We start from the raw sequence: 20,968 nt of genomic DNA, 5'->3' as shown, positions 1-20,968 counted from the left end.
GACCTGTACGGCTACCAGGCCTGAACCGTCCCCCGGAACCCCCCCCCGGGCCGTCGCCCGCAGGCTCTCGTTTCCTCGCACGCCGAACCAAGGAGCTCCGAAGCCGCATGACAAAGGTCACCAGCCGGCCGCGCACCCTCGTGCTCGTGATGAGACGTGGGCTCAGTACGTCGCCGGACCACGTTCAGACCATGCTCGACCTGGACATACGGACCCACCTCCTCACCGTTGACACGGAGCCCTGGGCGAACGATCCCCGCTTCGCCTCCGTGCGCCGGCTCCCGCACGACTCGGACCAGCGTGACTTCGTGAAGGCCGCCGTCGAGACCGCCCGGGAACGTGGTGCCTCGGCCGTCGTCACCTTCATCGAGCCGGACATCGAGATCGTCGAGGAGGCCAACGCCGAACTCGGCCTCGACTGGGCGATCCCGGAGAGCGCCCGCATCTGCCGCGACAAGCATCGCCAGCGGATGTTCCTGGCCGAGCACGGCATCCCCTCGGTCTGGTTCCACCCGGTCACCGACATCGAGTCGGCCGTCGAGGCGGCCACCGCCCACGGACTGCCGCTCATGGTCAAGCCGACCCGGGCCGCCGCCAGCGACTGTGTCGAACTCGTCGGTGACGTGGACCGGTTGAGGGCCTCCCTCAAGGTGATCCAGGGCTACATCGAGAGCGGCCGCAACTTCTACTTCTCCGGCGCCCCCGAGTCCTGGGCGGTCCTGGAGGAGTACCTGCCGGGCGAGGAGATCACCCTCGACGGCGTGGTACTCGACGGGCAGTTCATCCTCGGCGGCGTCCACAACAAGAAGCACTCGACCGGCCCGCACTTCGAAGAGGACCTGTACACGCTGCCGTTCAAGACCCCGGAGCGCGAGGACGAGGTCGCCGGCATCGCCGCGAGCATCACCCGTGCGCTCGGCGTGCGGCACGGCTTGTTCAACGCCGAGATGCGGCAGGACGCACAAGGCCGGTACCGGGTCGTCGAGTTCTCGATCCGCGTCTCCGGCGGCCATGTCTACCGGCACATCAAGGACGTGTACGCCATCGACTTCGTGCGCATGTTCCTGCGCGCGGCGTGCGGCGAGAGCGTCGAGGACATCCTCGCCCAGGAGAACCAGAAGCAGCCGCCCCGGATGACCGTGTGCGCCAAGGTCGTCTACCGCAACGGCCGTGTCGTGCGCAACAGCGTGGGCGAGGCCATGCACTCGCCGTACTTCCGCACGTACTTCCCCGTGGCCAAGCCCGGCACGGACGTCGTCTCCGGTGAGAAGGGCTTCGACTTCACCGGCCTGCTGTCGGTGTGGCACCCCTGGCAGCCCGGCCAGGACCCGGCCGTCGTCCACGACGTGGCGCGCGCCCTCGCCGAGAAACTCGACGTGGAAGTGGCCGACACCGGCGAGGCGCAGGGGCTGACGGCCCCGTGAGGACGACGAGCCACCGCAGACGGTGCCGGGCCGTCGGCGGCGCGATGGTGCCGGTGGCCCTCCTCATCGCGTCCTGCGGTGGGCAGGGCGCCGAGAAGGCCGCGTCGCCGCTGGTCAAGAACGTCACGCTGGTGAAGTCCGGGAAGTTCGTGGTGTGCACCAACGTGCCCTACGAGCCGTTCTCCTTCACCCGGAACGGCAAGGTCGTCGGCTTCGACATCGCGCTCATGGACAAGGTGTCCCGGTGGCTCGGGGTGAAGCAGGAGATCGTCGACATCGACTTCGACCCGATCCGCAGCGGCGCGGCCCTCAACTCCGGCAGGTGCGACGTCGCGGCAGCCGGCATCACGATCACGGAGGCGCGCAGGAAGAACGTGGCCTTCTCGGACTCGTACTTCGACGAGGCGCTCAGCCTGATGAGCCCCGCGGGCAAGCCGGTGGCCACGCTCGACGAGGCCAGGGCCGGCAAACTGCGCGTCGGCGTGCTGACCGGCACCACGAGCATGAAGGCCGCGGTGGACAAGGGCATCGAGCCGCAGGAGTACAAGGACTCCGGCAAGCAGCTCACGGCCCTGCGGTCGGGGAGCGTCGACGTCATCGTGCAGGACCTCCCCGTGGTCACCAGCTGGCTCAAGAAGCCCGAACTCGCCGGGAAGTTCACCACCGGACAGCCCATCAGCACCGGAGCGCACTACGGCTTCGTGGTGAAGAAGAAGGGCAGCGAGGACCTGCTCGAGGTGATCAACGACGTGATCGCGGACGCGAAGCAGGACGGCAGCTACGCCCGGCTCCACCAGAAGTGGCTCGGCGTCCCACCCGAACACAGCACGACGTCCTGAGGGAGCTATGGCCAAGACGACCGCAGCTCCCGTGAACCTCGGTCCCGTTCCGCCAACCCCCACGACGGCCGGTTCCAGTCCGCGCCGCCGCAAGCGCATCAGTCTGACCGTGCAGTACGCGGTGTTCGTCATCGTCGTCGCCGCCGTGGCGCTCCAGGTCGACTGGGCCGCCGTCCAGGAGCACTTCCTGGACCTGGGCGTCGCCCGGGAGACCTTCCCCGACCTGCTCACGGTGGCGCTGCGCAACACCGTCCTGTACACACTCGGCGGCTACGTCCTCGGCTTCCTGCTCGGGCTCGTGCTGGCCCTGATGCGCCTGTCCTCCGTTCCGTTGCACCGCTGGACCGCCCTGCTCTACATCGAGATCTTCCGGGGGCTGCCGGCGCTGGTCATCTTCCTGGTCATCGGCTTCGGCATCCCGGTCGCCTTCCCCGGATTCGCGCTGCCCGGGGGCATCTACGGGCAGGTGGCGCTGGCCCTGGGCCTGGTCGCGGCGGCGTACATGGCCGAGACCTTCCGGGCCGGCATCCAGGCCGTGCCCAAGGGACAGTTGGAGAGCGCCCGTTGCCTGGGCATGTCACACACCAGGGCCATGGTCTCGATCGTGGTCCCGCAGGCCCTGCGCATCGTCGTGCCGCCGCTGACCAACGAGCTCGTCCTGCTCTTCAAGGACTCCTCGCTGGCGTTCGTCCTGGGGGTCACGGCGGCCACCACCGAACTCGCCAAGTTCGGCTCCGATGTGGCCGCCGACCAGGCCGACTCGACCCCGCTCGTGGTGGCGGGCCTCGGCTACCTCCTCATCACCGTCCCGCTCGGGATCCTGGTGCGCCGGCTGGAGAGCCGCCGCGCCGAAAGGGGCTGACGCATGGCCACGGCTCGACCCGCCGTCGAAGTGGCGGGACTGCACAAGTCGTACGGAGGGCTCGACGTCCTCAAGGGGGTCGACCTGAGCGTCGCGGCGGGCGAGGTCGTGTGCGTCATCGGCCCCTCCGGGTCCGGCAAGTCCACGCTGCTGCGCTGCGTGAACCTGCTCGAGGAACCCACCGCGGGCGTCGTCCTGGTCGACGGGGTCCGCCTCAACCACCCCGACACCGACCTGGACGCGGCCCGGCGGCGCATGGGCATGGTCTTCCAGATGTTCAACCTGTTCCCTCACCTGACGGTGCTGGGCAACGTGACCATCGCCCAGCGACGCGTACTGAAGAGGGACCGCGCCGAGGCGGAGCGCGTCGGGCGTGACTGCCTGGCCCGCGTCGGCGTCGAGGACAAGGCCGACGCCTACCCGGCGCAGCTGTCGGGCGGACAGCAGCAACGCGTCGCCATAGCCCGCGCCCTGGCGATGAACCCCAGCGTGATGCTCTTCGACGAGCCGACCTCCGCCCTCGACCCCGAGCTCGTCGGCGAGGTGCTCACCGTCATCCGCGACCTCGGGACGGACGGCATGACGATGCTCGTCGTCACGCACGAGATGGCCTTCGCCCGGGACGTGGCCGACCGGGTCGTCTTCATGGACGCCGGAGTGATCGTCGAGGAGGGCCTGCCGTCGCAGGTCATCGACGATCCCCGCCACGAGCGCACCCGCACCTTCCTCCACCGAGTTCTCGGACCGCAGGGCTCTGTGGGGCCGGGCACGACCAGCACGGGGAGAACACATGAGTACCACTGACGCACACGCCAGGCGTGAGGCGCACGACGACCACGCCTTCGCGCGCGCCTGCGCCGAGGCAGCGGGCGCGCGGCTCATGGAGATCAGAGCCGCGGCCGCGCCGGGCACCGACCCCCGCGAGCTGAGAGCCGCCGGGGACCGTGGCGCCCAGTCCGTCCTGGCCGGCCTGCTCGAGCGGCACCGGCCCGACGACGCGGTCCTGTCGGAGGAGGCGGCCGACGACTTCGGCCGTCTGGCCGCCCGGCGCGTCTGGATCATCGATCCGCTCGACGGCACCCGTGAGTTCGCCGAACCCCCGCGCGAGGACTGGGCCGTGCATGTGGCCCTGTGGGAGGAAGGCGAGCTGAGGGCGGGAGCCGTCGCACTGCCCGCCCGCGGCACCGTCCTGTGCACCGACGACCCGCTGCCGCCCCGGGCGTCCGTCCGGCGACGGCCCCGGATGCTGGTCAGCCGCACCCGGCCGCCCGAGTTCGTCGCACGTCTGGCCGAGGAACTGGGCGCGGACGTCGTACCCCAGGGATCGGCCGGGGCCAAGACGGCGTCCGTCGTGCTCGGCGAGGCCGATCTGTACGTGCACGCCGGCGGCCAGTACGAGTGGGACTCGGCGGCACCCGCGGCGGTCGCCGCCCACTACGGCTGCACCGTTCTCCGGCTCGACGGCAGCGTGCCCCGCTACAACCGCGCCGATCCGGCACTGCCCGACCTGGCCGTCTGCGCACCCGAGCTGCACGAGCCGTTCCGCGCGGCGTTCGCCCGGGTCTGCCCCGACTGGCCGGCCGCCGAGGCGGGCGCGGGCGTATGACGGCCGTCGTACAGCAGGGCTGTACCGTCTGGCTGACCGGGCTGCCGAGCTCCGGCAAGACCACCATCGCCACGGCACTCGCCGAACGGCTGCGCGGCGACGGACACCGCGTCGAGGTGCTCGACGGCGACGTGATCCGCTCGTTCCTCTCGGCCGGCCTCGGCTTCAGCCGCGAGGACCGCGACACGAACGTCCAGCGCATCGGGCTGGTCGCCGAGATCCTCGCCCGGAACCGGATCATCGCCCTGGTGCCGGTGATCGCCCCGTACCGGGCCAGCCGCGAGGCCGTGCGCAAGCGCCACGAACAGAGCGGGACCCCCTATCTGGAGGTTCACGTCGCCACGCCGGTGGAGGTGTGCGCGAAGCGCGATGTGAAGGGGCTGTACGCGAGGCAGGCCGCCGGCGAACTGACCGGTCTGACAGGTGTGGACGACCCCTACGAGGTGCCCGAGTTCCCGGACCTGCGCATCGAGACCCAGCACCAGACCGTGCGGGAGTCCGCCGTGATGCTCCACGCTTTGCTGATCGTGAGGGGGTTGTTGTGACGCGGGCGACCGCAGCACAGTCACACACGCAGGTGACGCGGTGCTGGAGCCACCTGGACTCGCTGGAGTCGGAGGCGGTGCACATCTTCCGCGAGGTGGCGGGCGAGCTGGAGAACCCGGTGCTGCTGTTCTCCGGCGGCAAGGACTCCATCGTCATGCTGCACCTGGCGCTGAAGGCGTTCGCCCCGGCACCGGTTCCGTTCCCGCTGCTGCACGTCGACACCGGGCACAACTTCCCGGAGGTGCTGGCCTACCGGGACCGGACGGTGGCCCGGTACGGGCTGCGGCTGCTCGTGGCCGACGTGCAGGACTACATCGACCGCGGAGTCCTGCGCGAACGCCCGGACGGCACCCGCAACCCGCTCCAGACCCTCCCGCTGACCGAGGCCATCCGCCGGCACCGCTTCGACGCGGTGTTCGGCGGCGCTCGCCGGGACGAGGAGAAGGCGCGGGCCAAGGAACGGGTGTTCTCCCTGCGGGACGAGTTCTCGCAGTGGGATCCGCGCCGTCAGCGCCCCGAGCTGTGGCAGCTCTACAACGGCCGCCACGCCCCCGGCGAGCACGTGCGGGTCTTCCCGCTGTCCAACTGGACCGAGCTGGACGTGTGGCAGTACGTCGAGCGCGAGCGGATCGAGCTGCCGGAGATCTACTTCGCCCACCAACGGGAGGTGTTCCGGCGCTCCGGGATGTGGCTGACAGCAGGGGAGTGGGGCGGACCCACCGCGTCGGAACCGGTGGAGAAGCGCCTGGTCCGCTACCGGACGGTCGGGGACATGTCCTGCACCGGCGCGGTGGACTCGGACGCCGCGACCGTCGAGCAGGTCATCACGGAGATCGCGGCCACCCGGCTGACCGAGCGGGGCGCCACGCGCGCCGACGACAAGCTCTCCGAAGCGGCGATGGAAGACCGCAAGCGCGAAGGGTACTTCTAGACATGGGCAAGACCACCGAGCAGACCACCGAGGGGCCGGCGGACACCACCACCCTGCTGCGCTTCGCCACCGCGGGCTCCGTCGACGACGGCAAGTCCACTCTGGTCGGACGGCTGCTGTACGACTCCAAGAACGTGCTGGCCGACCAGTTGGAGGCCGTCGAGCAGGCGTCCCGCAACCGCGGCCGGGACACCCCGGACCTCGCGCTGCTGACCGACGGTCTGCGCGCCGAACGCGAGCAGGGCATCACCATCGACGTGGCGTACCGCTACTTCGCCACCCCGCGGCGCCGGTACATCCTGGCCGACTCCCCGGGCCACGAGCAGTACACCCGGAACATGGTCACCGGCACCTCCACCGCCGAACTGACCCTCGTCCTCGTCGACGCCCGCAAGGGAGTGGTGGAGCAGACCCGCCGCCATGTGGCCATCGCCGCTCTGCTGCGGGTCCCGCACGTGGTGCTCGCGGTGAACAAGATGGACCTCGTCGGATACGAGGAGGCGGTGTTCGCGCGGATCGCGGTCGAGCTGACGGCGTACGCGACCGAGCTGGGCGTTCCGGAGATCACCGCGATCCCGGTCTCCGCGCTGGCCGGGGACAACGTCGTCGAGCCGTCCGCGCACATGGACTGGTACGGCGGCCCCACCGTCCTCGAACACCTGGAGAGCGTCCCGGCCGGCCGCGACCCCTCCGGTCACCCGGCGCGCTTCCCGGTGCAGTACGTGATCCGGCCGCAGACCGCGGAGCACCCCGACTACCGCGGATACGCGGGCCAGATCGCCGCCGGCAGCTTCCACGTCGGTGACTCCGTCACCGTGCTGCCCTCCGGCCACGTGACGACCGTCGCGGCGATCGACGCCCTGGGCGTCCCCGTCCCGAGTGCCTCGGCCCCCGAGTCCGTGACCGTCCTGCTCTCCGACGCCCTGGACGTCTCGCGCGGTGACCTGGTCGTGCCGAGCGGGGCAGCCCCCGAACTCACCCGCCGCATCGAGGCGACGGTCTGCCATCTGCACGAGCGGCCCCTGGTCCCGGGGGCTCACGTGCTGCTCAAGCACACCACGCGCACGGTCAAGGCGGTCGTCAAGGACCTGCCCTACCGGATCGACACGGCGAACGGGCCGGCCCGCCGTCCCCGGCCGGAGTCCCTGACGGCCAACGACATCGCGACGGTGGTGCTGCACACCTCGGAGCCGCTCGCCATGGACGGATACGCGCACTCGCGCCGCACCGGATCCTTCCTGCTGATCGACCCTGCCGACGGGGCCACGCTGGCCGCGGGCATGGCGGGCGCCGCGTTCACGGACGGCTGCGGGGGAGGCCTGTGAGCCGGCCGGTGTACGACAGCCCGCGAACGGCAAAGTCCCTCGCGACGGCCGAGGCACCGCCGGCCCCGCAGGCGGTCCCGGTGCGAGCCGCCGCCGTCCCGCCCGCGCTGGAACTGCGGGGCGTGTCCAAGTCCTTCGGCCACCCCGGCGGCGATCAGCTCGTGCTCGACGACATCGGCCTGGCCGTCGCACCCGGCGAGTTCGTGTGTCTCCTGGGCGCCTCCGGCTGCGGCAAGTCCACCCTGCTCGGCCTGGCGGCGGGGATCGACGAGCCCAGCGCGGGGACGGTCTCGGCGGTCGGCCCGCGCCCCGCGCTGATGTTCCAGGAACATGCGCTGTTCCCCTGGCTGACCGCCGGGAAGAACATCGAACTGGCCCTCAGACTCAGAGGAGTTCCCCGGCGTGAGCGCCGGCCCGAGGCCGAACGCCTGTTGGGGCTCGTCCGGCTGAACGGCGCGTACGGCAAAAGGGTGCACGAGCTGTCCGGCGGCATGCGCCAGCGCGTCGCGCTCGCCCGCGCCCTGGCGCAGGCGTCCCAAGTGCTGCTGATGGACGAGCCGTTCGCGGCGCTGGACGCGATCACGCGCGACCTGCTGCACGACGAGCTGATCCGGGTCTGGCACGAGTGGAACCAGCCCGCCGGCGGCGCCCGCAGCCTGTCGGTGCTCTTCGTGACCCACAACGTCCGGGAGGCGGTGCGGCTCGGCGGGCGGGTGGTGCTGCTGGCCTCCCGGCCCGGCCGCATCGCCCGCCAGTGGCGCATCGACCTGACGTACCCGAGGCGTCTGGAGGACGAGGCAGTGGCCGAGAAGTCGAAGGAAATCACCGAAGAGTTACGCAAGGAAATCAGCCGTCATGCCGGGAGCTGACATCAGACGGCCTCCGGAGGCGGCCGACCTGGCCGGGCTGAGCACCGGGCTGGACGCTCTGCAGAGCACACAGCACCAGGGCGGCGCCCGGCTGGGCAGGGTGCTGCTGGGGCGGGTGGCGCCGCCCGTGGTGGCCTGCGTGCTGATCCTGACGGTCTGGGAGCTGGTCCACCTGTCGGGGGTCAAGCCGGACTACGTCCTGCCCGGCCCGCGCGCGGTGTGGGACGCCCTGGTGGAGCAGTGGTACCTGGGCACCACGCTGGGCGTGATCGGGCAGAGCGTCTCCCACGGAGCCCTCGGCTTCCTCGCGGCGGTCGCGATCGGCACGCCGCTCGGGCTGTTCGTGTGGAGTGTGCGCCCCGTCAGGACCGCGATCGGGCCGATCCTGACCGGTCTGCAGTCCCTGCCCTCGGTGGCCTGGGTCCCGGCCTCGGTCATCTGGTTCGGCCTGACGGAAACGGCCATCTACGCGGTCGTGCTGCTCGGTGCCGTACCGTCCGTCGCCAACGGGCTGGTGGCGGGCCTGGACCAGGTGCCGCCGCTGTTCCTGCGCGCCGGACGGACGCTGGGCGCACAGGGCCTGCGGGCGGTGCGTCACGTCCTGCTGCCCGCCGCGCTGCCCGGTTACCTCGCCGGGCTGAAACAGGGCTGGGCGTTCTCCTGGCGGTCCCTGATGGCCGCCGAACTCATCGCGGGATCCCCGGAGATGGGGTACGGACTGGGCCAGATGCTGGAGAACGGGCGCGTGGCGCAGGACATGCCTCTGGTCCTCGCGACGATCCTGCTGATCCTGTGCGTCGGCATCAGCGTCGACCTCCTCGTCTTCGCACCATTGGAGCGGTACGTGCTGCGTACCCGTGGGCTGCTGGAGCGTGCGCCGTGAACGGTCAGACCGTCTTCGAGGGCGAGGGCATCACCGCCGGCGACCTGCGCTCCCTGCGCTACTTCCTCGCCGTCGCCGACGAGTTGAGCTTCGGCCGGGCCGCCGTGCGCCTGCACATGACGCAGCCGGGGCTCTCCCAGGGCATCAAGGCGCTGGAGCGCCGGCTCGGCATGCCGCTGTTCGAGCGCGACCGGCAGAGTGTCGCCCTGACGGCGGCGGGCCGGGTGCTGGAGCCGAAGGCCCGTCAACTGCTCGCCCACGCCGAGGAGTTCGATCGCTTCGCCGGTGTGCTGGCCGGCCGGCACAACGGGCGGCTCACCCTCTCCTTCTCCCGCTCGGGCGGCATCGGGCTGCCGACCGAACTGACCCGCCGGTTCCGTGAGCAGTACCCCCACATGACGGTCGAGACCGCCACCGGGCACACCCACGCGAACGTCGAGAGGATCCGGATGCGTACGATCGACGTCGGCTTCGTACGGCCGCCGATCGAGGGCGACGACCTCCAGTGCTCCGTCATCGCCTATGACCGGGTGCTCGTCGCCGTCCCGGTCGGCCACCCTCTCGCGGACCGGCCGGGCGTCGCACCGGCGGACCTCGTCGACGAGCCGCTGGTGTTCTTCCCGCGTGAGCGCAGCGGCCTGTGGGAGTCCATGCTCGGCGCGGTGTACGGACCGGGTGCCGCGCCGGAGATCAGCCGGCTGGAACCCGACGAGGCCCACATGCTGGCGGCCGTGGCACAGGGTGCGGGCATCACGCTGGTCACCGAGCCGTCGGCGGCGCTGCTGGCGGTGCCGGGCGTGGTGTTCAAGCCCTTCACGGTGCCGGTCGCCGTGCCGATGGCCCTGGCCTGGCGGAAGGACAACGCCCATGCCGCCCTGCTCACCTTCGTGTCGTTCGTGCACGGTGCGGTCGGACCGGCGGTGCCCCCTTCGCCGGCCGCGGACGCCGTCGTCGCCGGGCAGGGCAGACACGGACAGCCATCGGACGGTGCGACGGTTTCCCGGATCCCGCGCACCCGGGCTATGCGGGAACTGCGGCCGTCCGCGGCCCGGCGGTGAGCGGCGTGCGGATCTCCAGCGTGCAGCACTTGACGCCGCCGCCGGCCTTCAGGAACTCGGACAGGTCGACGCCCAGGGGATGGAAACCGTGCGCGCGCAACTGCTCGATCAGCCCGGTCGCGGCCTGGGCCAGGACCACGTTGTATCCGTCGCTGACCGCGTTGAGGCCGAAGACCGCCGCATCGGCGTCGGAGGCGATCAGCGCGTCGGGGAACAGGTCGCGCAGCACGGCGAGGCTGCCGGGCGAGAACGCGGAGGGGTTGTACATGATCTGGTCGTCGTCGAGCACGGCGAGAGCGGTGTCGAGGTGGTAGTAGCGAGGATCACTCAGAGTGAGGCTCACGACCGGGCGCTGGAAGAACTCCTGGGCCTTCAGGTGGCCCGCCGGGTCCGAGCGGAAGCCGCTGCCGGCCAGCAGCCAGCGGCCGGTGACGAGGTAGTCGCCCTCACCCTCGTTCACGTGGCCGGACTCGTACACCTCGGGGAAGCCGTTGGCGCGGAACCACGCGGCGTAGGCAGGCCCCTCGGCGGCGCGCTCCGCGTTGCGGAAGCGGGCGGCCAGCACCCGGCCGTCCACGACGGTGGCCCCGTTCGCGGCGAACACCATGTCCGGCAGACCGGGCAGGGGGTCGATCAGCTCGACGGTGTGTCCGAGGGCGACGTACAGATCGCGCAGTTCCTCCCACTGCGCGACCGCCAGCCGCCCGTCGACCGGTTTGCTCAGGTCCATCCACGGATTGATGGAGTAGGTGACGTCGAAATGGGTCGGCGGACACATGAGATAGCGCCGCCTGCGGAACACACGCGTGTGCTCGTCGCGCATCAAAGACTTCCTCCGGTGTGCTGGCGAATTTCCGGTGAGGAGCAATGTGCAGCCTCGCATCAGAGGCTGTCCAATTCCTTCTCCTAATCAGCTCATAACGCGGCTCTATAGCGCGACCAGGTGGCCTGAGATGCTTTCAGAAGCCGCTTGACAGGGCGCTCGACGTGCTGCAAAGGTCATAGTCAAATTTCACATGACAGCGGAGGGACGGGGCGTGGGAAAAGCATCAGCCCTGACGAACAGTAAAGCCGTGTCGGTTTCCGATGCGCGCATCGAGGCGGCCCTCGATGCCGGGGATCCGGATATCGGAACCCTGTGGGAACTGTGCATGCTCTTCGAGTTCGACCGTGAGGAGACGGCCGACGGAATAGCCAAGTGGCTCGGGCCTGCGGAGGGCCTTCGTATTCTCGACTGCGCCTGCGGAAGCGGCTTTCCCGCCCTGGAGCTGATCCGTCGCGGCTACGACGTGACCTGTACCGACGGCAGCGAACTGATGCTGACGCACTTCCGGCGCAACGCCGGCATCGAGGGCCTCGACGTCCGGCCCGAGCGCGTGCTGTGGGAGGACCTCCCGCGCCGGTACGCCGACGGCTTCGACGTGGTGATGAACCGCGGCGGGGGCAACTACATCTACGCCGGCGCCTGGGACGACGAAGGGCTGGCCGACCAGGCCACGATGGCCGAGGCCATCGGGCAGTGGGTGGCCTGCGTGCGTCCCGGCGGGCGCTTCTACGTCGACATCACACGTGCGGCGGACCTGGAGCGGCGCGAGGACCAGTCGGTCGTCCACCCCACCCTGCTCATCGGGCAGCACACCGTCGACATCGCCGAGACCATCTCGATCGACCGGTCCACGGGAGTCCGCACCTGGTCGAGCAGCCTGACGCTGGACGGTGCCACATGGGAGTTCCAGCGGCGGTCCCGCTACCTGCGCCACGACCAGCTCGTCGACATCCTCAAGGGCTGCGGCCTCACCGACGTGCGCAAGACGCCCGTCGCGGGCGAGTACTACGACATCTACACCGGAGTGCGTTCCTGACATGAAATTCCGGTCTCTGCACCCCAACCTCCGCGTGCGGATCGTCGTGGGATCCGTGCAGCGCTTCCTCCACGTCATGGTCATGCCCCTGATGACCGTGTTCCTGGCCGAGCGGTTCGGTGTCGCGGTGGCGGGTGCGATGGTCCTGGCCATCGCGGTGTGCGAGGTGTCGGGATCGCTGATCGGTGGCTACCTGGCCGACATCCACGGCCGCCGTCCGCTGCTGCTGGCGGGCGAGGCGGGTGTCGTCGTCGCGTACGCGACGATGGCGGTCGCCGCGATGCCCCGGTGGGAGAACGCCGGCGTCATCTACGCCGGTTTCCTCGCCGGGAGTCTCGCCTCCAACCTCGCGGTGCCGGCGAACGACGCGATGATCGTCGACGTCAGCACCCCCGAGTCACGGCAGTTCGTCTACACGATCAACTACTGGTCGATCAACCTCGCCCTCGCCTGCGGCGTGCTCATCGGCGGCTTCCTGTACGGGGATTACTTCCCCCAGCTGCTCGTCGCAGTCGCCGCCGGATCGCTCGCCGTCCTCCTGGTCACGTTCTTCAGGATCAGCGAGACGGCTCCGGCCGGTGCGGTGTCGGAGAAGACCGAGTCGGCGCGCGCCTACGTCCGCAGCTTCGCGTCCGGCTACCGCGCGGTCCTCGCCGACCGGCTCTTCTCGGCGCTGCTGATCGCGGCCACCCTGCGGATGGCCATCGAAGTGCAGATCAACTACTACATCAACGTACGGGTCAGCGAGACCTTCGAGGAGCAGCGGCTGTTCGGCTTCGGCTCCTGGGACGCGACCGTCAACGGAGTGGAGATCCTCGGCATCCTGCGTGCCGAGAACACGCTGCTGGTGGTCCTGCTCGCCCTGGTCGTCCACCGGCTGCTGCGCCGGATGAGCGACGGGCCGCGGCTGTACGCCGGCGTCATCCTGTTCACCGCCGGCTACATGGTCATGGCCGTGTCCGGCAACGGCTGGGTACTGCTGCTGTCCATGCTCGTCCTCACCGTCGGCGAACTGCTCAACGTGCCCGTGCAGCAGACCATGCTCGCCGACCTGGTCCCCGAGCGGTCGCGCACCAAGTACATGGCGGTCTTCAACCTCAACGTCCGCCTCGCCCTGCTCATCGCCTCCCTGTGCATGACCCTCGGAGCGGTCGTCTCACGCTGGGGTATCGCGGTGCTGTACGCCCTCTTCGGAGTCGTGATCATCCTCAAGTACCGCACCGTCCTGATCGCGCGGGCCAGGGAGCGGGCCGCGCTCGACGCGGAGGGCTCCGAACTCGTCGGGCCGGCACAAGACTGAAAGGGAAACACATGGATCCGTCGCGGACGGACAGCCCCGTCGTCGACGTACTGGGCGTGGGGTTCGGCCCGGCCAACCTGGCACTCGCCATCGCGGTCACCGAACACAACGAGACCGGCGAAGGACCGCCGCTGACCGCCGAGTTCCTCGAACGCAAACCCGCGTTCGACTGGCACGGCGGCATGCTCATCGAGGGCACCACCATGCAGGTGGCCTTCCTCAAGGACCTGGCGACGCTGCGCAATCCGGTCAGCCGGTTCGGCTTCGTGCCCTACCTGCACGCCCGGGACCGGCTCGTCGACTTCATCAACCACAAGGTCCTGTATCCGTCCCGGGTCGAGTTCCACGACTACCTCTCCTGGTGCGCGGGCCAATTGGACCACCTGGTCCGCTACGGCCACGAGATGGTCTCCGCCCGGCCGGTCGCCGAGGACGGGGTCGTCACCCATTTCGAGGTCATCGCCCGCGACGCGGACAAGGGCGACCTGGTCGTCAGGAAGGCCCGCAACCTGGTCGTCGCCCCGGGCCTGCTACCCCGCATGCCCAGCGGGCTGGAGATCTCGGCGCACATACGGCACAGCTCCACCACGCTGCACGACCTCGCGCGGCTGGACGCGTCGGGGCGCACTCCCCGCCGGTTCGTCGTCCTGGGCGCCGGGCAGAGCGCCGCCGAGGTCGCCGACCACCTGCACCGCTCCTACCCGGCCGCCGACGTGCACGCCGTCTTCTCCCGTTTCGGCTACAGCCAGGCCGACGACAGCCCGTTCGCCAACAGGATCTTCGACCCCTCGGCCGTCGACGACTTCCACGCCGCGCCGCCGCAGGTGAAGGACTCCCTCTTCGGCTACCACGCCAACACCAACTACTCGGTCGTGGACGTCGACCTCATCGAGGAGATGTACCGCCGGATCTACGAGGACAAGATCGTCGGCGTCGAGCGCCTGAGCCTGCACAACGTCTCGGTGCTGCGCGACGTCCAGGAGTCCGACGAGTCCGTCAAGCTGACGATCCATCATCTGGCCTCCGGCCGGAGCACCGATGTCGAGGCGGACCTGCTGGTGTGCGCCACCGGTTACCGGGCCGCCGACCCGCTGGACCTGCTCGGCCCCGCCGGAGACCTGCTGCGCCGTGACGCGGAGGGCAGGCTGCTCGTCGAGCGCGAGTACCGGGTCGCCACCGCGGCAGAGGTCCACGCCGGCGTGTACCTCTGCGGCGCCACCGAGCACTCCCACGGCATCACCTCCTCACTGCTGTCCAACGCCGCCGTACGAGCGGGCCAGATCCTCGGCTCCGTGCTCGACCGCGGACGCGTGGCCGGCCCGGCCGTCGCACGGCAGGACGTGGCCCCGGTCTCGTCGCACTGACAGCCGGCCAGGACCGATGGACGCCCCACAAGCGCGTGCTGAGAGAGCGAGAGGCACATGATCAGGACGTTCCGTATCCACGAAGAGAACGCGGCCCAGGAGTTCGGCATGGCCTGCCAGCGCCTGGTGCCCTGGGCCGGACAGGACGAGGAGCCGCCCTTCGGCGCCATGGCCTGCTTCCTGCCCGCCGGAGACAGATCCGCACCCGACTGCCACGACCAGGACGAGGTGATGATCACCTTGGGCGGCCGTGGCACCGTCGACGTCGGCGAGGAGAGCGCCCCCATCGGCGCCGGCACGGTGCTGGTCATTCCCCGCAACCAGGCCCACACCGTGCACAACTCGGGTGACGCCGACCTCAGCTGGGTCTCCTTCTACTGGCCCCTGCACGAGCCGAAGAGCGGGGACGACGCATGAGCGCGCCGGCCCCGACCTGGATCACCGCGACCCCGCCGACGCCCAACGGCGAACTGCACGTGGGCCACCTGGCGGGCCCCTACCTCGCCGCCGACGTGCTGCGCCGCTTCACCCTGGCCGAGGGGGAGCGGGTCCTGATGACCAGTGGCCTCGACGACCACCAGAGCTACGTCGCCGTGCGCGGAGAACTCGACGGACACACCGGCGAGGAGGTCGCCGACCTCAACGGCGAGCGCATCACCCGCGGCTGGCAGCTCGCGGGAGCCGACTTCGACCGGCTGATCGCGCCGCGCAGCGACCGGGGATACGCCGAGTTCGTCCAGGCGTTCTTCCAGAAGCTGTACGACAACGGCGTCCTGGTGCCCCGCACCCGACCGCTCCCGTACTGCGTGCCCTGTGACCGCTGGCTCTACGAGGCGTACGTCTCCGGTGGCTGCCCGCACTGCGGCAGCGGTTCCAACGGCAACGCCTGCGAGCCGTGCGGCCGGCCCAACGACTGCGGCGACCTCGTCGATCCGCACTGCGTCGTGTGCGGCGCGGCAGCCGAACTGCGCCCCCAGACCCGCCTCTACCTGCCGCTCGCGCCCTTCGCCGACCGCCTGGCCCGCTTCTGGCGGGACACGCTCATGCCGCCGCACCTGCGCGGGCTGTGCGAGCGGATGCTCGGGGACGGCATGCCGGAGATCGCGGTCAGCCACCCCTCCGACTGGGGCGTCCCGGTGACCGTGCCCGGCTTCGAGGACCAGCGGATCTTCGTCTGGTTCGAGATGGCGCCGGGCTACCTCCTGCAGTGCGACCCCGACTCCGCACGCCCCACCTCCGGCCCCGTCCAGTTCTTCGGCTTCGACAACGGCTACTTCCACGCCGTCCTCTTCCCGGCGCTCTTCATGGCCTGGGACCCGGAGATGCCGCTGGCCAGAGCGTTCGTCGTCAACGAGTTCTACCGGCTGGAGGGAAAGAAGTTCTCCACGAGCCGCCGGCACGCGGTGTGGGCGCTGGAGGCGCTGAAGGAGGGCGGCGCCGACGCCCTGCGCTTCCACGCGCTGCGTGACCGGCCCAACGGCCGCCAGACCAACTTCAGAAGCGGCGACCTCGCCCGGGCCCGCGAGCACCTGGACACCGGGTGGAACGGCTGGCTGAACCGCCTGGTCGAGGCCGTGCGCGCCGAGACGGGCGGCGTCGTCCCCGGCGAGCAACCGGCCGGAGACGGCTGGGAGTTGCTCAAGGCGCGACTCACCCGCCTGTGCGACGAGCTGCGTGAGGCGTACTCCGTCGAGGGCTTCGACACCCGCCGCGCGGTCGCCCTCCTCGACGAAGCCGTCTCCTGCGGGGCCGACTTCGGGCATGTCCACCGCCATGAGCGGGAACGCCCCGCGGGCCGTCCCCCGTACCGGGCGGCCCTCAGCGGCGAGCTCGCCGTGGCGTCGGCGCTGGCCGCCTGGGCGGCCCCGGTCGTCCCCGTGGGCGCCGCCCGGCTCAGCGAGGCACTGGGGTGGGAGCCCGCGCGGCGCGTGGACGCGGCGGCACTGACCCCGCCCCCGGCGGGTACGGTGCTCACGCTGCCGGACGGCCCGCTCTTCGGGAGCTGACGGCCGATGAGCGCACGGGAAGCGACGCGACGCCCCCGGGTGGCGGTGGTGGGGCCGTTCAGCGGGCCGCGCGCCGCCTGGGGCGAGCTCCTGAGCAGCGCGGTCGACGCGGTGCGCCGGGCCCCGGTCGAGTGGCGGTTCTTCGACGACCAGGGTGACGCGGAGCAGGGCGAGGTCAGGGCGCGCGAGGTCGTCGCCGACGGCGGGTTCGCCGCGGTCGTCGGCCACTTCAACAGCCTCGGTGCCCGCGGCGCTCTGCCGGTCTACCGGGAGCACCGGCTGCCGGTGCTGCTGCCGCTCGCCACGGCGCCCGGCCTGCTGGACGGGTCCGACGGCCTCGTGCTCAGGTTGTGCTCCGACGACGCCGGGCAGGCCGCGGCCGTGGTGGCGGCCTGCCGCGAGCAGGGGCATGAGCACCTGGACGTGGTGCACGACGGCACCGGCTACGGGCTGCGGCTGGCCGGACTCCTGCGGGAGGCCGCCGAGCCGGAGCTGTCGGTGGGCGTCCACGCGCGGTGGCCGGCGACCCCGGGGACGGCGGTCGCGCTGTGCGGTGTCCACCACGGGGCGGCCGCGTTGCTGCGGAGCCGGACGACGCCGGCTCCCGGGCAGTGGGTCGTCGCGACCGACGACTGCGACATACCCGAGTTCGCCGAGCTCGCCGGGGCCGCCGTCGAGGGCGTGCGGGTGGCGCGGCTGGCCGGAGGACCCGCGGCACGGGTCGTGGCGGCCTGCGCGGCGCTGGCCGGAGCCCTCGGCAAGCATCCGGAGCGCCGTGCCGAGCGGCTGGCCAAGACCGTGCGGGGCGAACTGGCCTGGGCGCTGGACGCGCGGGGCGAGCCGGTGAAGGGCTCACCCCGCGCCGGCTGGGAGGTGCTGCCCGTCGCCGTCCCGCCGCCACCTCAGGGTCCTTTCGACGTGGCAGTGGTCGGCGGAGGCGTGGTCGGCCGGGCGACGGCGGCCGAAGTCGCCGAGCGGGGGCGGTCGGTGATGTTGCTGGACGGCGGAGGAGACGCCGCCAGCACGGTGTCCGGGGCACTGGTGCGGGCCTTTGAGGCCGACGCCGCCGAGCGAGCCCGGGCGATCAGATCCTTCCAGCTGCTGTGGGGCAGCGAGGAGCGGGCGGCCGCTCATGGCTTCCGCAGGACCGGCGCGTTGGTCCTGTTCGGGCCCGGGGGCAGGACCGCCGCGGAGGAAGGGGCGGCCGAACTGGTCGCCGCCGGCCTGGCCGCCGAGGTCCTGGACATCGACGACGTCACCCGCCGCTGGCCCCTGATCGAGGGCAAGGATTTGGAGGGCGCGGTCTGGGAGCCGGGCGGCGGGTACGCGGTGGCGGCCGTGGCGCTGGCCGCGATGACGGACCGGGCCCGCCGGGCCGGAGCGCACATCGTGGACGGCCACGCGGTGCGGACGCTGGCGTGCGACGCCGGTTCCGGAGTCGTGCTGGACGGCCGGCTGCACGCGGAATCGGTGGTGCTGGCGGCGGGCTGCGGCACACCGGAACTGCTCGGTGAGCACTGGCCGGCCGGGCACACCGCCCGCACCAAACGGATCCAGTACGCGATCTTCGAGCGGCCGTCCGGCACGGAGGACGAACCGTTCCCCGTGCTGGTCGACCTGACCACCGGGATGTGGGCACGGCCCGACGGCCTGGACGCGGTGCTGGCCGGATTTCCCGTCGAGGAGTGGAACGTGCCGCCCACCGCCGACACCGCCCTGACACCCGCTCAGATCGGCCTGCTCCGGGAACGGGTCGGTCCGCGACTGCCGTTCCTGACCGCGGCCAGGGCGCTCGCCGGCGTGCGCGGCCGCGATCTGTTCGTCAGTCCGGCGGCTCTGCTGGGACCCGTGCCCGGCCTTGCGCGCACCGTCGTGGCGGCGGGCTGGTCGGGCGCCGGCTTCAAGTCGGCTCCGGCGGCGGGGGAGACGGCGGCCGAGACGGTGTCCGGGTTGGCAACCGGTGCCGGTCGGGCGCGGGGAGCCATGGCCCAGACCGACACGCTCAGTGACGAACAGCGAGGGGCGACCACGTGCCCCGGGGGCGCTGAAACGCTGCCGACGGGCTGACCGCGGGCGGACGACCGGCGGGTGAAAGGCAGACGGCGAGGGCCGAGGGGTGTGAAGCCCCTCGGCCCTCGCCGTCTGCCCGTGACCACTTCTGACCAGGTCAGATCGAACTCTTTCTCTTCGCGGAAGCCTTAAGTCGAGGACTTATCGGTCTGTCGTACGAGACCTCATACCAGAGCGGGACGCTCACCGTATGAGTTTGTCAACTGCCCACCGCACATGATGCGCTGGTGACTACTGTCAGTGGCCGTCGGGAAACAGGGCGGATCAGGGAGCGGGGGCCGGCACGTGCAGGCGCAAGGCGGACGGCGGAGTCGACGCGAAGGGGATCCCCGCTGCCCGCGCACGACCGACGCGGGCGAGTCCCGCCGGGTGGCCCAGGGTGCGCTGACGCGGCCGCGTGCGCCCGGCCGTACCACCGCAAGCCCCCCTGGCACCCAGGACCGACGGACCAGTACGAGGACACCGATGTCTCACCTCCGCGCCCCGGGCGCACGCGCAGACCGCCGTGAGGGCGGGCGGCACGGGCGGCCGGCCGCCCGCACCGCACCCGCGCCGCACGAGACCCATATACGGCCCCAGCTGCTGCGTCTCGCCGTGCTGCCGCCCATCGCCGTCGCCCTCAGCGGCTGTGCCGCCGTCCTGTTCACCGTCCGGTCCACCGGGGCGCGGCCGGGGCCGACGCTGTGGGCCGTGCTCGCCGGGGCGGTCTCGGTGACCCTCGTCGGCATCGTCGTCGCCGCGGTGGCCGCGGGCCGGGCCGCCCGGTCCATGAACGACCGCATCGGCGTCCTGCGCCGCACCACCGCGCGGCGCGAGGCCGACCTGCGCACCCTGGTCGAGGCGCTGCGCCGCGGCGACGGACCGCCGCAGCCCGGCCCGCAGAGCAGTCCGCGTTCCGGCCCCGCCGAGGGCGCCGACGACCTCGAACTCCTCGCCGCCGACCTGACCCGCGCGCACGACGGTGCCGTCACCGCCGTCGTCCAGGCCTCGCAGCTCTCCAGCCAGGCGGGCAGCGAGCAGAAGCTCGAGGTGTTCGTCAACCTCGCCCGGCGCCTGCAGTCGCTCGTGCACCGCGAGATCTCCATCCTCGACGAGCTGGAGAACGAGATGGAGGACCCCGACCTGCTCAAGGGGCTCTTCCACGTCGACCACCTCGCCACCCGCATCCGCCGCCACGCCGAGAACCTCGCCGTGCTCGGCGGGGCCGTCTCCCGCCGCCAGTGGAGCAACCCGGTCTCCATGACCGAGGTGCTGCGCTCCGCCATCGCCGAGGTCGAGCAGTACTCGCGGGTCAAGCTCGTGCCGCCGATCGACGGCACCCTGCGCGGACACGCCGTGGCCGACGTCATCCACCTGCTGGCCGAACTCGTCGAGAACGCCACGGTGTTCTCCGCCCCGCACACCCAGGTGCTGCTGCGCGCCAACCTCGTCACCTCCGGGCTCGCCGTCGAGGTCGAGGACCGAGGCCTGGGCATGCCCCTGGAGGAGCAGACGCGGATGAACGCCCTGCTCGCCGACCCGGACCAGGTGAACGTCGCCCGGCTCCTCGCGGACGGCCGCATCGGGTTGTTCGTCGTCTCGCAGCTGGCCCGGCGGCACGGCATCACCGTCCGCCTCCAGAGCAACATCTACGGCGGAGTGCAGGCGGTGCTCGTCGTGCCGCAGGCGCTGCTGGGGGCCGAAGCGGGCGCGCCCGGGAGCACCGGGCAGCACGGTCCCCTGGCCGACGGGGCCGAGGAGGCTGTGCCAGGGGCCTCGGCGGTGTACCGGCTCACGTCCGGGTCGGGCGCCGCGTCCCAGGCGTTGCCGTCGGTTCCGCAGACCGCGGGCACCGTATCCCGGGCGCACCAGCAGGAGGCCGAACGGCCCTCGGGCGCAAGCCCGCAGAGCGGCCGCCCCGCGCCCCTGCCCGTGCGCGGGACCCGTCGGGAGCGGCCCAACCCGGCCGAGGCGAGGCCCGGGATCAGCCCCGACGACCGACGCATCCTCGCCGAGAACGTGACCACACCGCCCACCCCGCGCA

Annotated in this window: 19 protein-coding genes; 18 read left to right on the top strand and 1 reads right to left on the bottom strand. The window is 71.4% G+C overall.

Translation table 11 applies throughout. The features are described 5' to 3' along the window. Positions 1-107 precede the first annotated feature (107 nt). The 11 genes from CCL05_RS03080 to CCL05_RS03030 all read left to right on the top strand — a co-directional run bounded on the left by CCL05_RS03080 (position 108) and on the right by CCL05_RS03030 (position 10,343). Complete coding sequence (locus CCL05_RS03080) at positions 108-1,424, top strand: ATP-grasp domain-containing protein (protein ID WP_086558927.1); 1,317 nt, start codon at positions 108-110, stop codon at positions 1,422-1,424. After that, positions 1,421-2,263 carry an ABC transporter substrate-binding protein gene (locus CCL05_RS03075; protein WP_208641338.1) on the top strand — a complete coding sequence of 281 codons (843 nt, stop codon included), beginning with the start codon at positions 1,421-1,423 and terminating at the stop codon, positions 2,261-2,263. Before CCL05_RS03080 ends, CCL05_RS03075 begins: the two co-directional genes overlap by 4 nt. 7 nt (positions 2,264-2,270) lie before the next feature. Further along, on the top strand, positions 2,271-3,125 hold the full coding sequence (locus CCL05_RS03070) for an amino acid ABC transporter permease (RefSeq protein ID WP_086558925.1): 855 nt from the start codon (positions 2,271-2,273) through the stop codon (positions 3,123-3,125). A 3-nt stretch (positions 3,126-3,128) separates the two neighbouring features. Next, positions 3,129-3,929: an amino acid ABC transporter ATP-binding protein gene (locus tag CCL05_RS03065; RefSeq protein WP_086558924.1), complete on the top strand. Its 801-nt coding sequence runs from the start codon at positions 3,129-3,131 to the stop codon at positions 3,927-3,929. Next, a complete protein-coding gene (locus CCL05_RS03060; RefSeq protein WP_086558923.1) occupies positions 3,916-4,731 on the top strand; it encodes a 3'(2'),5'-bisphosphate nucleotidase CysQ in 816 nt (271 codons plus the stop codon). Before CCL05_RS03065 ends, CCL05_RS03060 begins: the two co-directional genes overlap by 14 nt. Continuing rightward, positions 4,728-5,276, top strand: coding sequence for an adenylyl-sulfate kinase (gene cysC / locus CCL05_RS03055; protein ID WP_086558922.1), 549 nt, complete (start codon positions 4,728-4,730; stop codon positions 5,274-5,276). The genes CCL05_RS03060 and cysC overlap by 4 nt, the downstream gene beginning before the upstream one ends. Continuing rightward, positions 5,273-6,208 (top strand): sulfate adenylyltransferase subunit CysD, encoded by a 936-nt coding sequence (cysD, locus tag CCL05_RS03050; protein WP_086558921.1) that lies wholly within the window; start codon positions 5,273-5,275, stop codon positions 6,206-6,208. The genes cysC and cysD overlap by 4 nt, the downstream gene beginning before the upstream one ends. A gap of 2 nt (positions 6,209-6,210) precedes the next feature. After that, the gene (locus CCL05_RS03045; protein ID WP_086558920.1) at positions 6,211-7,533 is read left to right on the top strand and encodes a sulfate adenylyltransferase subunit 1; all 1,323 of its coding nucleotides are present in this window, start codon (positions 6,211-6,213) and stop codon (positions 7,531-7,533) included. A gap of 80 nt (positions 7,534-7,613) precedes the next feature. Further along, complete coding sequence (locus CCL05_RS03040; RefSeq protein ID WP_086558929.1) at positions 7,614-8,402, top strand: ABC transporter ATP-binding protein; 789 nt, start codon at positions 7,614-7,616, stop codon at positions 8,400-8,402. After that, complete coding sequence (locus CCL05_RS03035; RefSeq protein WP_086558919.1) at positions 8,389-9,285, top strand: ABC transporter permease; 897 nt, start codon at positions 8,389-8,391, stop codon at positions 9,283-9,285. Before CCL05_RS03040 ends, CCL05_RS03035 begins: the two co-directional genes overlap by 14 nt. Next, positions 9,282-10,343 carry a LysR substrate-binding domain-containing protein gene (locus CCL05_RS03030; RefSeq protein ID WP_158102410.1) on the top strand — a complete coding sequence of 354 codons (1,062 nt, stop codon included), beginning with the start codon at positions 9,282-9,284 and terminating at the stop codon, positions 10,341-10,343. Before CCL05_RS03035 ends, CCL05_RS03030 begins: the two co-directional genes overlap by 4 nt. On the opposite strand, the gene ddaH is transcribed toward CCL05_RS03030, so the two are convergent. Then, entirely contained in the window at positions 10,306-11,166 is an 861-nt protein-coding gene (ddaH, locus tag CCL05_RS03025; RefSeq protein ID WP_208641337.1) for a dimethylargininase, read from the bottom strand. The genes CCL05_RS03030 and ddaH overlap by 38 nt on opposite strands. 250 nt (positions 11,167-11,416) lie before the next feature. Between ddaH and CCL05_RS03020 the strand changes: the two genes are divergently transcribed. The 7 genes from CCL05_RS03020 to CCL05_RS02990 all read left to right on the top strand — a co-directional run. Then, positions 11,417-12,205 (top strand): class I SAM-dependent methyltransferase, encoded by a 789-nt coding sequence (locus CCL05_RS03020; RefSeq protein WP_158102409.1) that lies wholly within the window; start codon positions 11,417-11,419, stop codon positions 12,203-12,205. Between the two features lies 1 nt (position 12,206). Then, complete coding sequence (locus CCL05_RS03015; RefSeq protein ID WP_086558916.1) at positions 12,207-13,505, top strand: MFS transporter; 1,299 nt, start codon at positions 12,207-12,209, stop codon at positions 13,503-13,505. Positions 13,506-13,516: 11 nt separating this feature from the next. Next, positions 13,517-14,869: a lysine N(6)-hydroxylase/L-ornithine N(5)-oxygenase family protein gene (locus tag CCL05_RS03010; protein WP_086558915.1), complete on the top strand. Its 1,353-nt coding sequence runs from the start codon at positions 13,517-13,519 to the stop codon at positions 14,867-14,869. 57 nt (positions 14,870-14,926) lie between these two features. Next, positions 14,927-15,286, top strand: a complete 360-nt coding sequence (locus CCL05_RS03005) for a cupin domain-containing protein (protein WP_086558914.1) — start codon at positions 14,927-14,929, stop codon at positions 15,284-15,286. Beyond that, positions 15,283-16,875 carry a class I tRNA ligase family protein gene (locus CCL05_RS03000; RefSeq protein WP_086558913.1) on the top strand — a complete coding sequence of 531 codons (1,593 nt, stop codon included), beginning with the start codon at positions 15,283-15,285 and terminating at the stop codon, positions 16,873-16,875. Before CCL05_RS03005 ends, CCL05_RS03000 begins: the two co-directional genes overlap by 4 nt. Positions 16,876-16,881: 6 nt before the next feature. Beyond that, positions 16,882-18,942, top strand: a complete 2,061-nt coding sequence (locus CCL05_RS02995) for an FAD-dependent oxidoreductase (protein WP_086558912.1) — start codon at positions 16,882-16,884, stop codon at positions 18,940-18,942. A gap of 468 nt (positions 18,943-19,410) precedes the next feature. Continuing rightward, positions 19,411-20,968 (top strand): sensor histidine kinase (locus tag CCL05_RS02990; RefSeq protein WP_086558911.1); only part of this gene is annotated, 1,558 nt, incomplete at its 3' end.

Origin of the sequence: Streptomyces africanus (genome assembly GCF_002150735.1) — a bacterium.
Classification (GTDB): Bacteria; Actinomycetota; Actinomycetes; order Streptomycetales; family Streptomycetaceae; genus Streptomyces; species Streptomyces africanus.
This window is presented reverse-complemented; position numbering and strand designations above follow the sequence as displayed.